The organism is Rhodococcoides fascians NBRC 12155 = LMG 3623 (assembly GCF_001894785.1).
Classification (GTDB): Bacteria; Actinomycetota; Actinomycetes; order Mycobacteriales; family Mycobacteriaceae; genus Rhodococcoides; species Rhodococcoides fascians.
Map to the genome: position 1 here is coordinate 126,122 of NZ_BCWW01000010.1, position 12,612 is coordinate 138,733.

The 12,612-nt window shown below is 64.2% G+C and carries 10 protein-coding genes; 1 reads left to right on the plus strand and 9 read right to left on the minus strand.

Annotated elements, in window-relative coordinates:
• Positions 1-90: 90 nt before the first annotated feature.
• The 9 genes from RFA01S_RS20580 to RFA01S_RS20620 all read right to left on the minus strand — a co-directional run bounded on the left by RFA01S_RS20580 (position 91) and on the right by RFA01S_RS20620 (position 11,318).
• On the minus strand, positions 91-1,176 hold the full coding sequence (locus RFA01S_RS20580) for a glycosyltransferase family 4 protein (protein ID WP_032368234.1): 1,086 nt from the start codon (positions 1,174-1,176) through the stop codon (positions 91-93).
• A gap of 39 nt (positions 1,177-1,215) precedes the next feature.
• Positions 1,216-2,481, minus strand: a complete 1,266-nt coding sequence (locus RFA01S_RS20585; protein ID WP_052053186.1) for a hypothetical protein — start codon at positions 2,479-2,481, stop codon at positions 1,216-1,218.
• Positions 2,468-3,577, minus strand: a complete 1,110-nt coding sequence (locus tag RFA01S_RS20590) for a glycosyltransferase (protein ID WP_032406777.1) — start codon at positions 3,575-3,577, stop codon at positions 2,468-2,470. The genes RFA01S_RS20585 and RFA01S_RS20590 overlap by 14 nt, the downstream gene beginning before the upstream one ends.
• Positions 3,567-4,832 carry a YveK family protein gene (locus RFA01S_RS20595; protein WP_230592963.1) on the minus strand — a complete coding sequence of 422 codons (1,266 nt, stop codon included), beginning with the start codon at positions 4,830-4,832 and terminating at the stop codon, positions 3,567-3,569. Before RFA01S_RS20595 ends, RFA01S_RS20590 begins: the two co-directional genes overlap by 11 nt.
• A 243-nt stretch (positions 4,833-5,075) precedes the next feature.
• Positions 5,076-6,602, minus strand: coding sequence for a flippase (locus RFA01S_RS20600; protein ID WP_032370192.1), 1,527 nt, complete (start codon positions 6,600-6,602; stop codon positions 5,076-5,078).
• Positions 6,602-7,654 (minus strand): glycosyltransferase family 4 protein, encoded by a 1,053-nt coding sequence (locus RFA01S_RS20605; RefSeq protein ID WP_032370193.1) that lies wholly within the window; start codon positions 7,652-7,654, stop codon positions 6,602-6,604. The genes RFA01S_RS20600 and RFA01S_RS20605 overlap by 1 nt, the downstream gene beginning before the upstream one ends.
• Complete coding sequence (locus tag RFA01S_RS20610) at positions 7,564-8,937, minus strand: O-antigen ligase family protein (protein ID WP_032406776.1); 1,374 nt, start codon at positions 8,935-8,937, stop codon at positions 7,564-7,566. Before RFA01S_RS20610 ends, RFA01S_RS20605 begins: the two co-directional genes overlap by 91 nt.
• A 40-nt stretch (positions 8,938-8,977) precedes the next feature.
• Positions 8,978-10,456: a sugar transferase gene (locus tag RFA01S_RS20615; RefSeq protein WP_230592964.1), complete on the minus strand. Its 1,479-nt coding sequence runs from the start codon at positions 10,454-10,456 to the stop codon at positions 8,978-8,980.
• Between the two features lie 154 nt (positions 10,457-10,610).
• Positions 10,611-11,318: a GAF domain-containing protein gene (locus RFA01S_RS20620; RefSeq protein ID WP_032370195.1), complete on the minus strand. Its 708-nt coding sequence runs from the start codon at positions 11,316-11,318 to the stop codon at positions 10,611-10,613.
• A gap of 149 nt (positions 11,319-11,467) precedes the next feature.
• Between RFA01S_RS20620 and RFA01S_RS20625 the strand changes: the two genes are divergently transcribed.
• Entirely contained in the window at positions 11,468-12,577 is a 1,110-nt protein-coding gene (locus tag RFA01S_RS20625; RefSeq protein WP_032390920.1) for an endo-1,4-beta-xylanase, read from the plus strand.
• Positions 12,578-12,612: the final 35 nt, after the last annotated feature.

Sequence of the window (12,612 nt, forward strand, 5' to 3'; positions counted from 1 at the left end):
CCCCCTCGTTCCAATCGGGAGTCGATTGAAACACAGTCGCACCGCTCGACGTTCGGCTTTCACCGTGTTCTGGCCGACGGTGCGGCACGATCAGCTGGTCAATTGGTGTAACAGCTCCGGCAGTGTCTCGCTGATGTCGTGCCGGCTGGCCACCCGATAGCGGGCGGCCTCACCGAGCAGCCGCCGTCGATCGGCGTCGTCGACCACCGCCGAGACGGCGGCAGCGAGAGCATCGGAGTTGCCGGGCTCGACCAGAATTCCAGCACCGTCGGCGAGGAATTCGTGCGTGCCACCGTGATCGGTTCCGATCACCGGCAATCCGTGCGACATCGCTTCCAAGACCGACAACGGACCTGCCTCGGGAGAAGTACTGGCCGACACAACGACATCCCACCTGCGAAGAGCGGACTCGGCATCGGTGTGTCCGAGGAACTCGACACGTCCGGCAAGATCCGGTTCCGCGGCGCGCGCGCGGAGTTCGTCGACGTATTCGCGATCACCGGGGAAGCTTCCCCCGGCCAATTCGACTCGGACGTCAGGGAGCATGGCGACGGCGTCGAGCAGCACGCGGTGCCCCTTCCATGGCGTCAACAACGCCAGCATCCCGACGACCGGCGGAGAGTGCAGCGCACCGCCGAACCGCGGAACCGGCCACGGCACGCCGTTGTGTGACACCACCACGGGGAGGCCGGCCTTTCGGAGCGGTTCTGCGGTGGCCTCGGACACCGATACCGCAACGCGAACGGCCGGCCGGGCGAACCGGACCACCACACGCTGCTTGAGAGAGGTCATCGTGTCGTGGACGAGCCACGACGCCCCGCGAGCGGGCCGCGCAAACCGCGCCACCGGAAGCGCGAACAGCGAGTTGACGACCGTGGCGGTGCCCGGTGCGCGGGCGATCGTGCGCACGGCGCGCGCCGCCCCCACCCATCGTGCGACCATCCTGATCGCCGCGATACCGCGCGCGGCACCACGTTGCCCACCCAGTCCGAGCTCGTCGATGCGGACGTGTCGCGTCGTGTCGGGCAGGCGATCTGCCAATGGGCCTGCAGGGCAGGCGATCACGGTGGCATGGCCGCGACGCGTGGCCTCGTCGATCAAATCCAGCAGCACCTTCTCGGCACCGGACACCTGGCCGGTGTGCGCGAGGAAGAGAACTGTCGATTCGTCGGTCATGTATCGGCCCGTCTGTGCGGCAAAGGTGGTTCTGGCGGATCAGTACGCATCGCGGAGCAGTGCCACTGGGTCTTCACACATTCTGCGTAGCGCTGCATCCATGACGGCCACATCGACCATCTTGCTGCAGAACGAGGCCGTATAGGTTCGCCCACCGGCGATTTCGGCGATGAGCATCGTGCAGCCGTCCGGACCGTCCGGTTCGAGCGACGCGGCCATCTGCGGGGGCCTGCCGTCGTCGGCCCAGTCGAGGTGGTCGAACACCCGCACTTTCCCGAGGTCGCTCACGGCCAGCCGCAAGGTCTCGGGTACCTCGACGACCGAATTCTTGTCCTGCGACGGTGCAGACGGCCGAATGCGTGACGCCACATCGCGAAGATGTGACATGCCCAGTACCGCGATGGGCCAGCCGGATTCGATCACCTCACGCATCGATGCGGTGATTCGGACGGGTGTCGTGTCGGCAGGAAGATGCAGTGGGATGCCGACGGCAAAGTTCCCGTGCGCGCCCTGCTGGGCCGGATCGAGATAGCGGCGGCTGTTGAACAACACCATGATGTGCTCGTCGATGTCGACGGATTCCGCTCGTAGCGCCGCGCTCCACAGGGCAATCGAGATCGACGCAGCGGTCGCTCCGGGCAGGTTCTCCGCAGTCCAGTTCTTCAGCTCGTCCACGTCGGCTTTGCTCATGTACCCGGCCCGGCTGACCTTTCCGGCTTCCCAGTTCTCGATCCGACGACGGGGACCGGACCCGCCGTCCGCTGCGCGCCGGTGTCGAGCACGCAGGGACCAGAAGTCCGCCAGCGTCTTCGGATGCCGAGAGTAGTGCCGCCACAGAGCTTTCCAGGTCGTGCTCGGTGGCAAGCCTGCGGCGAGGCCGGGAACCAGTGAGCCGTCGGCATCGTCGCAGAATGCCGCCAACATCAGGACGCCGATCTGGCCGTCCCCGATTCCGTGCGAATAGTCGATGGCGAGGTGATCGTCGAACACGACCACCTCGAGTGGACCGCGAGCACCTTGTCGCGACCGAATGTCGGTGAGCATCTGCCCCAGGTCTTCGGTGCCGCCACTGCTCGTGGTGACATTGTCGCCGGCGATGTTGCTGCGGTAGCGCCACCGTCGAGCATCGGAGCGTGGTTCCAGCGCGATGTGCGGCTCGGCGTCGACGTGTTCGGCGGCGGTGAGCGTTCGACGCGTCCGCTCGATGTCGAGACCGCGGACGGGCCCGACCGCGGTGACTATCCGGGTGTCGGCAAAGACGCGATCCAGTGCAGTCGAGCGATAACTACGCTCAGCGGACGGCATCGACGACCTCCTGCATTCGACTGCGGAAGTTGGCCCGTGAGAAGCCTTCCGCCCATCTACGAATGGCGGCGCGATCATAGTCGGCCGGGTCGAACGAGCGCATGGCCTCGGCGAACCCGGCGATGACGGCCTCGTCGGAGCCCGGCTGTACATGCAAGCCGGTCTCACCGGGAATCACCGAGTCCACGGCACCACCGTCTCCCAGTGCGATGACCGGTGTTCCGGTGGCCATGGACTCGACCGGGACTATGCCGAAATCCTCCACTCCGGGCATCAGCAGGGCGCGCGTCGTGCGGTGCAGTTCGAGAAGCTTCTCGTGCGAAACCCGTCCCAGGAAGATCGTTTTGGGTCCGGCCAGTTCCCGGCAGGCGTTCATTGCACGGCCGTCTCCCGCCACGACGAGGGGAACGTCGGCCTCGGCGGCCGCGCGCACCGCGATGTCAGGACGCTTGTAGGGGACCAGGCGGCCGGCAAGCAGGAAGAAGTCCTCACGCTCGATCGACGGATCCGGCGTGAAACCCTCGGTGTCGACCGGAGGGTGAACCACCACGGCGTCGTCTCGGCCCCACCAGTCATCGATGCGCCGAGCGACCGCTGTCGAATTGGCCACCACGGTCGTCAGTTTCGGTGCGGCGGCGATCTCGCATCGACGGGCAACGGCCGACAGTGCCGTCAGTATCGCAGCTCCGGCTCTGCCGCCGCCTTCACCTGCGCGAAGTTCGGGATCCCAGGCCCATCGTGCGGGACTGTGCACGTAGGCGATCACGGGGGAGTCGGTGGCGAACACGGCCTGAGTCGCGAAGGCATGATGGCTCACCACGACGGCGTCGTAACCGCGCAATGGCATCCGACGAAAGGCCAACGGCATCATCGGAAGAACGGGTGCGTACGACCGTTGGCCCAATGCGTTGTACACCCGATTGAGGGCGGACGTGTGCGGCGCGCGGCTGATTCCGGACGGAACCCCGGACGGGCGGGAGATCGGTGCGAACACTTCCGCAGCGGGCCAGTGCAAGGCCAGCTGTTCGATGACGTGCTCGGATCCTGCGATCTCCGTGAATCTTTCGTGTACGACGGCAATTCTGTCAGCTGGCATGGCGTTGGCCTTCCGGCGCGATCGTCTGCGCGGTCTGTTCTGCTCGTCGGGTCGAGTTCTTGTTCTGCAATACCAGGTGTACGGGAATGTCGAAGTCGTCGAGCCGTCGCAGCGCCGCAGTTGCTGCCTTCTTGTCCCGTCCACGCTTCGACACCAGCACGACGACGGTCTCGACGTCACCGACGTCGGTGTACTGCCACCACTGCTCTGACAGGCCGAATTCGGCGGTGGCTCGATGGTGGCCGGTGGTCGGTCCGTCGCCGTGCGTCGACTCGAAGACTGCACCGTCGCCGACCAGGACGAGAATCACGCTGTCGCCCTTCGGGGCTGCGTGTCGCGCACTTCTCGATGCCGGTCGGTCGCCACGCTCGAGGGCAGCGATCCGGGAAGCCACGACGGGCGGTACCGTGTCGCCGGTTGCCGGGTCGAAGTGTGCACCGTATTTTCGGGACACCCGACGAGCCCAGGAGCGAGAGGGCTTGCGGCCGAGCCTTCCTCGAAGCAACACGATCAGTTCGGCCGCGACGATGAGTGCAGCCAGAGCTGCGACAAGTGCCTCCGAGACCGGTTTCGGTGAGACCGGAGTTGTGCTCTGCTCTGGTTTCGACAACACGACCAGTCGATCTCCGCTGGCAGCTGCTTCGAGTTCGCTCTGCTGGGTGCGTAGTTGGGCCAGTTCGGACAGTGCCGCAGGCCGACTCGGATCGTCGGCAGGCAGGGCGTCCACCCGAGCCTGTTGCGCGTCGACGGTGGACTGTCCCTCGGCCGTTCGTTCCTGCGAGTCGCGGATCGCGTTGGCGGAGGACGTACTTGCCATCGTCGACACCATCGCCTCGGCCAGTTCCGCGGCGAGTTCGGGAGATCGGGTCGTCACGGTCACTGTCAGCAGCGCGGGTGAGGTGCCAGGAGACAGTTCGACGCTCGAGGCCAGTTGCGACGCGTCCATATCGGCGTCGACCTGTTCCAGGACCTGATCGAGAACGCCGCGATCGGTGGCCAATTCGATGAACGGTGCGCGCATCTGCTCGATGAACGCGTCACCGGGAACGAGCGTTTGGGCAGGTTCGATCTCCGCGACGATCGACGCGGCGTACTGCTTGTCGGTGAGTTCGCTCCTGAGGTAGAACATGCCTGCACCGACCAACACGGCAATGATCACGGCGGGCAGCAATGCCCGGCCGAGTTCGCGCATGTGTCCTGCGAGGTCGATCGGTGGGGGCACGTCGCCCCGGTGTACGGCATCGTGGACGGACATCAACCGCGTACCCTTCCGTCGTCGATGCGAGCGGATGGACCGCTTCGGTGGTTCGTGGAGCCGACAGGCTCGATGATAGCTGGGTGTGGATACAGTCCGCGTAGCCGTGCCGACTGCGAATGGATCTGCATCTCAACGACATTGGAATAGCAGGGGCGGTGGTCGGAAAAGATCGTGAAACCGAACTTCGGCTCCGAAGGCTGCCGCCGGAATCGGGTGATTCGTCTGTTGTGTGTCCGCTTCTCACTGCACGTGCGCACGGTGTCGTCCTTTCTCGGCTGATCCCGGCATCGGTGACTCGACGACTCCGATGGCAACGAACGCGGCGAGCGAGGTCGCGACCAGTAATGCCGCCCCGACGGATACGAGCAGCCACAGGCCGGGGTAGTGCTGTACCAGGAGCCAGCCGCCGACGGTGGCGGCCGCGGTGATCACGACGACGACCGAAAGGGACTGCACCGGAAGTAGTCTGGGGATGGGCATGCTTCGCGCTATCACGATCCACAGCAGGACGAGGGTGGTTCCGATCGTCGCGACCGTGGAGATGGCAGCTCCGTCGTACGACATCCGTGGGATCAGCACGAGGTTCAACCCGATGTTCAGGGCCAGGCCGACCAACGCAACCACGGGGTAGTGACGCTGCATCCCGGCCGAGGCCAGCAGAAAGATGCCCAGCATCACCAACGACATCAGTGCCGCGCCGATGACGAGCAGCCGGGCCGCGTGTGCTCCGTCCACGAATCTGTCGCCATACAAAAGGCCGATCAACGGCTCGGCCGACGGTACGAATGCTGCCACGGCCATTGCACCGAAGACTGCGAACAGCAGTGCGGCCGAACGGGTGCGCGCTCGAAATGCAGTGGTGTCGTGAGGCCACGACGCCACGAGCAGGGTGCTGATCGGTGCCACTGCCGCCAATACGAAGGTGTCGATCATGTCGGAAAATTTGTAGCCGATCGAGTACAGACCGACGGCCTCGAACGTGTCGAGGAGGCTGAGCATCAGCATGTCGATCTTGAGCATGGCAATGGTGAGGGCGAAGCCGATGGCGAGGGGCACGGCCTCCCTCAGGTACGGACCCCAGCGGCGCACCTCGATGTGCCTCGACGGTCGCAACCCCATGGAACGGTTGCCTATGCCGAACCCCTTGGTGATCAGTTTGAACACTTCGTTGACCACAGCCGGCAGCACGAAGATCAGCAGGGTGGGAGCGAGCACGGCCGCCAACACGGTCAAGGCCAACTGGATTGCCTGACCGGCACTTTCGGCCACCGCCACCAGGATCAGCCGGTGACGACTCTGGAAGAGGACGCTCAAGGCGTGGCCCGGTGTGGCGAACACGACCACCAGTCCACCCAGCACCGTCGCGAGGACCACCTCGCTCGGATACTGCAGCAGGAGAACGTATGCCACGGCGAGTACGTAACCCACGAGTCCGAGGGCAGTACGCAGGGCCAGAAACGACGACGCGGTTCGACCGATTTCCTCGGGATCGTCGTCCATCAATTTCGCCAGCACGACGCGTCCGACTCCCAGGTCGGTGACGACGGACATCAGGCCCAGCAGTGCGAAGACGAAGCTGAACTGGCCCCACTCGTCCGCGCCGAGGGACCTCGCGACGACGACACTGCCGACCCAGCCCAGCGCCGCGATGATCACTCTGCTGATCAGAACGGCGATTGTCGCCTTGGCTGCGGCCTTCGGATCCGCTGCGATCGCGCGGTAGTCCGGGGGCTGCTCGGTGCCGTCGAGCGCGAGCTCGTCCGACATCAGACCACGCCCGCGGCTCGATACGCGTCGGCAGTGAGCTCAGCCGTTCGACGCCAACTGATCTCGCGAGAGGCGTCGGCTGCCGCGCCGACGAGGGCTGCGCGTGCATCCGCGTCGAAAGCGATGGGTTTCATCGCGTGCACCCAGTCGTCCACGTTCTCCGATGCGACGAGCACGGCACCGTCGCCGACGACGTCGGGGAGGGCACCGACTGCACTGGCGACGACCGCGCCGCCCGAGGCCATGGCCTCGACGGGTGGGAGCCCGTAGCCCTCGTAGCGAGAGGCGTACGCGGTGACGGTCGCAGCTGCATAGAGGGCAGGCAGGTCCTCGACATCGACGTACCCGAGCCCGCGGGAATTGCGGGGAGCGTGGGGACCGGTCGAGCCGGCTCCGGCCAGCAAACACGGGATACCCAGACTCTCCGCTGCGTCGGCCACCAGCTGAACGTTCTTGCGAGGCTCCACCGTTCCGACCTGCATGACGAAACGGTCCGGTAGGTCGTACTTGGACCGAACAGCGTCCACTCGGCTGTCGGTGGGGACTTCTGCCCACGCTGCGGGGGCCAGGCCGACGACGGTGGCGTCGCGGCCGCTGACGGCCTTGATCCGGTCGGCGGTGAATTGCGAGACAGCGATGAGCAGATCGGCACGGCGCAGAGCTCGCCGCACCAGTCTCTGTTCACCGAGCGCGCGAAATCTACTGGAGGCCGACGGCATGTCGATGACCGAAAGATCGTGCACCGTGGCGACTGTGAAGGCCTTGGTGACAAACGGAAGGTCGACGTCCAGGCCGTGTACGACATCGCACCGGCCGACGGGGAGTGCGCCGAGCACCGCCCGAGCCGCACCGCTGGTGACAGGCCGTTCCATCGCCCGAACCGAGGGTGGCAGCTCGCCGACGGCGTCGCGCTGCACCACCGCGGTGAGATCGGCGTCGGGCAGACGATGCGGTAGCTCGTTCAGGAGCTCGCGAATGTAGGTCTGTACTCCACTTCCGCCGGGCCTGAGGGCGAGCGCCCCGAAGACGATTCGTGTTGCGCTGCTGCGCATCCCACCACTCCTAACAAGAGCCAGAAATAGACATCGATCGGAAAGATCTCGAAATACGTGGAGACCAGACTGGCGAACACGGCAGCGACGATCGATGCGCCGACGCCGAGAGCGAGCGACCCGTCGTCGCCCCGTAGTGCCCGGGACAGGCGTGTGCACCACAGCAACGACGTCACCAACAGTGCCACCACCGCCCAGAGGCCGATCGGCCCCAGTTCGAGCAGGGCCTTCACGTAGTAATTGTCGGGTTGGTAATTGGTCGAGAGTCCAGATTGAGTGAACGCTCGGCCCTCGGCGGTGGAAATGCGGTCTGCGGCAGACCCACTCGATCCCAGACCCGTGCCGAAGGGATGAATCAGGATGCTGGCGATGATATTGGCCCAACCGTCACCGCGTTGACCCAGACTGCTGGACGAGAAGAAGACCGACGTGATCTTGGGTACGAAGGGGACCGTGACGGCGACGGCCAGTGCTGCCAGAGCAAACGGCGCGGCAAGGTATCGAAAACGCACGGCGATCAAGTAGATGACCCCGACCGCGAGTCCGAGAATCGCTCCACGCACGATCGAACTGGACATCGCGACCACCATCATCGGAGACGCGCACAGAAACAACAGGTTTCGCCGACGGCGCGGATCGGCCAAAGCGACCGCACCACCGACGAGCAGCGCCAACATCACGTACAGCCCGAATGGGAACGGCAGGTTGAACGTGCTGAACGTGCGCAGTAGCCCGCCCGATGTTCGGACCTGCGTGCCGTATTCGTAACCCAGCGATACCAGTGCGGCGGGCCCGGCCACCAGTTGAGCGATGCCAACGACAGACGTGAACACACCCATGCCCATCAGAACCGAGACGAGGTGGTCACGGTCCCTGGCGTCGAACGGCGCGAGCCACATGACCACAACCAGCAGAACGTAGAAGAAGGTGACCTTGATACCGAACAGACCGACTATTCCGAACGTGGCGAATGCAGACAGGCTGCCGAACACGACGAACACCGCAGCGGCCGGCCACCACGGCACGAACACCCGAGCAGGCGAGCCGGGAACTTGTCGTGGTCGGCGTAGCCACGCACACAGAACGGTGAAGACGACAAGGCCTTCCTTCCAGCCCGACACGACCCCGGGAAGGGGAACGAGAACCAGAAGTCCGTGCAGTGGAACCAATCCCGCCAACAGCAACACTCCACGTTGTGGGCGGCGGTAGATCGCCGATGCCACCGCGCAGCCGAGCGCGAGGACCAGCGCTGCGCCGAAAGCAAGCGCAACGTACGTGGTCACGGGGTCACCCGAACGTGGCGGTGTTCGGCGTAGACCACGATCAGTCCTCGGCGCGTTTCAGAACGGCGAGCAAGGTGAGAAACAGGATCTTGACATCGAGCCAGATGGACCAGTTCTCGATGTAGTAGTTGTCCCACTCCGCGCGGTCGGCAATGGACGTCTGGCCCCGAAGGCCGTGCACCTGAGCCCATCCCGTCACACCGGCCTTGACCCGGTGCCGTTCACCGTACCGACGGATCTGCATCTCGAACAGGTCCACGTACTCGGGCCGCTCCGGCCGGGGGCCGACCAAGCTCATGTCGCCACGAAGGACATTGAGCAGCTGTGGCAGCTCGTCCAACGAGGTCTGTCGCATGATTTTGCCGATACGCGTTCTCCGGTCGACACCCTCGACGCCACCTGGTGCGTCCCCGGCCTTCCGCTCGAACGCCGCGTCGGATGCCCGTGGAGGCCGCATGGACCGAAACTTCAGGCAGTCGAACGGCAGCCCATCGCGGCCGATTCGTTCCTGCGCGAAAAAGATCGGGCCGGGGGAGCTCAGGCGCACGAGCAGCATCAGCGTCAGGAAGACGGGGGAGAGCAGCAGGAGTCCGATTGCCGTCAGAACTCGATCGAGTACACCCTTCAGGGCGAACTGCCAACCCTTGGGGTTCACGTGCGGCAGCACCATCAGCGGCAGGCCGCCGATGTGCTCGACACGAGTGTTGACGCCGACGGCGTCGTACAGCCTGGGTACCACCCACACTCGCATTCCGAGCCGGTGCGCAGTCCTGATCGCACCGACCAACACTTGGTCTTCGGTCGGAGCGAATGCCACTATCAGCTCCTCCGCACCGGTCCTGCGCGCAACTGCCTCCAAATCGCTGGGCAGTCCCAGGTGCGGCAGATCGGGCAGCTCGCCTCCCGATGAGACGTCGGCGACGGGGATTTCTCCTACGTAACCGACCGGAACAAGACCGTACTCAGGAAATTGTCTTGTGCGAGAGACGAGTTGATGCGCGATCGGGTCGTTGCCGAGCACGATGGTCGGTGCTGCCGATCCGAATTTGGTGCGAATCACGCGCTGGACGACGATGCGTACGAGCCGGACGATCGCAATCGTGAATGCGCTGAGCAGCCACAGTCGCAACACGACCGCGCTGGGCCGGTACTCGGTGTCGGCCAGGAACATCACGACCATCAACGCGAGCGCAGCGAATGCAACAGCCGTTTCGGCAGGCCCGATCTCGTCGAGAAAGTTGCGACGAAGGCTGCGCCTGTACATCGACTTGCCCGCCATGATTCCGATGAGCAGCGGGAGGAAGAGCCATGGCAGCCAGCCGGTGTCGACGAGACTGCCCGAATACCACAGCAGCGCTCCGGTAACTGCGACCGCGGCACCGAACACGTCGACCGCAACATTGACGGCGGTGTTCAGCGGATCGACCCGTAGTCGGTCCGCGAGTGTGCGACGGGCTACGACGACGTCGGGCTCGGCAGCCCGCGGGCGAGCGTGGGGTGATTCCAGTGTTTCGGGCACGGCTTCTTCCGGTGGTTAGTTTCGAATGAGGTCGGTCCTGAATATCCCAATTAATGTATACCGCCACGAAAGTGGACACCCGGTCGACTTCACGAAAAAAACTCAAAGTCGGTTGTAGGTCGAAAATGCTAATACTTGTCGGGGAAAGCGCCCCTTATTCGAAAACTCGCTCGCGAATAATCCAGGCCAAGTCCTGCAGTATCTGAACGTGGCCGGTGGTCCACTGCCGCGGCTGTCGATCCCACACGCACAGGGTTCCGACGGAATGGCCGTCATCGTCGGTGAGCGGAACTCCGAGGTAGGAAACAAACAGGTTGCTCTGGACCGACGGATGATCCTTGAGGGCGTCGTTGAGTCTCGCGTCTTCCACCACCAGCGGCTGGCCTAGATCGATCGCATAACGGCAGATGGACGCTTCGAGAGGAACCTCTTGCGCGCCACCGAGTTCCGACGGCAGTCCGAGTGCACTCTTGAAGTACTGACGCTTGTCGTCGAGAAGCGAGAATGCGGCAGACGGAGCGCTCAATGCATCGGCGACCATCGCGACGATCCGGTCGTAGCCGGAGTCGGATCCGGTGTCCATCAACCCTGTCCGAGTCACTGCTGCCAGCCTCTCGGGGTCGTCGATCGGCGTACCGAATGCCCGCGTCACCTCGGCCGGTTCGACGCCCTTCTCCGAAGCGGCCTGCAAAGCCCGCAGCAACGCACCCACGTCGGAATCCTGATCGTCGGACAGTTCGCGAACGAGGCGATCGACGACAGCTCGTCGAATGAATTCATCGGTCCCGAGGCCGGATTTCTCCGCCTGCCGGGCGAGTAACTCGTTGAGACGCTCGTCGAAACCGGGAAATCCTGTTGTCATTGGGCATATGGTAGTACAGGCAATGTCTTCCTACCGATGACTGCGGGGTCGAATTCTGCTCGATCGCGAATCGCTGCCGTAATTGCCACAAAGCGTATGACAATCCGTTTCGGCGAAGATCGCCTACCGGTGTTGCTATCATCCCGCGGATGAAAGCAAATGCTCCTCTGCGGGTGATGGCCGTTCTTGCGGCTCTGGTGTTGCCGTTCGCTGCGACGCCGGCAGTGGGTGCAGCTCCCGTCGTGCGGGCTCAGGCCGGTCCGGTGAACTGTGGCGGGCAGTCCGACGCCATCCGGATCGGAGTCTCGCCGGGCGCGTCGATAGGTAGCCTCTCCCCAGCAGATCTGGATCGCGAACTGACGCTTGCCAAAGCCGCGGGAGCCTTCGCGGTTCGTCTCGACATCGATTGGTCCGCAATCGAATCGACACGGGGCGCTTTCGATTGGAGTCGAACGGACCGAGTGATCGATGCCGTCGTGGCCCACGGGATGTGCCCGCACGGGATCATCGCCTACACCCCCAGATGGGCGCGAGTAGCTGCCGCGGTCAACGATTCTCACTCCCGTCCTGCAAACCCGTCCACTTACGCGGCTTTCGCCAAGACGGTGGTTCAGCGGTACCAGAACCGCATCAAGATCTGGGAAGTATGGAACGAGCCGAACATCGTGACGTTCTTCAAGCCCGTTCCCGACGTCACGGCGTACTCGGCGCTGCTTCGAGCGGCCTACACGGCGATCAAACAGGTGCAGCCCGGTTCGACCGTGCTCGTCGGTGGGATGGCACCGTCCGAGGACACGAACGGCAACATCGCGGGCACGTCGTTCCTGTCGAAGATGTACGCGCAAGGATCCAACAAGTACTTCGACGCCTTCAACGTGCATCCCTACACGTGGCCGTACCTACCCAACGACCCCAGCACAGCGTCATGGAACACCGCCATGAAGATGTGGTCGATGCGAGACACCATGGTTGCCGGCGGTGACAGTGGCAAACAGATCTGGATCACCGAATTCGGCGCACCGACCGGGACCAACCCCAACAGCGTCAGCGAGCAGGTGCAATCGGACAGCATCGGGATCGTTCTCGACGCCGTCCTCGGCAACGATTGGCTCGGACCGGCTTACGTCTACAGTCTCCGAGACGCCGGGTCCGACACGGCCGACACCGAACAGAACTTCGGCTTGGTTCGCAGAGACTGGACCCCCAAGAACGCCTACGGTCGCGTCGATGCCTACGCCGCGGAACATTCGGCACCGTAGAACGATCGATTCCGCTGCCGGTGTTCGTGGGCTAT

Coding starts and splice junctions, on each gene's coding strand:
- RFA01S_RS20580 (WP_032368234.1), bottom strand. CDS start 1,176: ATGACCGACGAATCGACAGTTCTCTTCCTCGCGCACACCGGCCAGGTG.
- RFA01S_RS20585 (WP_052053186.1), bottom strand. CDS start 2,481: ATGCCGTCCGCTGAGCGTAGTTATCGCTCGACTGCACTGGATCGCGTC.
- RFA01S_RS20590 (WP_032406777.1), bottom strand. CDS start 3,577: ATGCCAGCTGACAGAATTGCCGTCGTACACGAAAGATTCACGGAGATC.
- RFA01S_RS20595 (WP_230592963.1), bottom strand. CDS start 4,832: ATGTCCGTCCACGATGCCGTACACCGGGGCGACGTGCCCCCACCGATC.
- RFA01S_RS20600 (WP_032370192.1), bottom strand. CDS start 6,602: ATGTCGGACGAGCTCGCGCTCGACGGCACCGAGCAGCCCCCGGACTAC.
- RFA01S_RS20605 (WP_032370193.1), bottom strand. CDS start 7,654: ATGCGCAGCAGCGCAACACGAATCGTCTTCGGGGCGCTCGCCCTCAGG.
- RFA01S_RS20620 (WP_032370195.1), bottom strand. CDS start 11,318: ATGACAACAGGATTTCCCGGTTTCGACGAGCGTCTCAACGAGTTACTC.
- RFA01S_RS20625 (WP_032390920.1), top strand. CDS start 11,468: ATGAAAGCAAATGCTCCTCTGCGGGTGATGGCCGTTCTTGCGGCTCTG.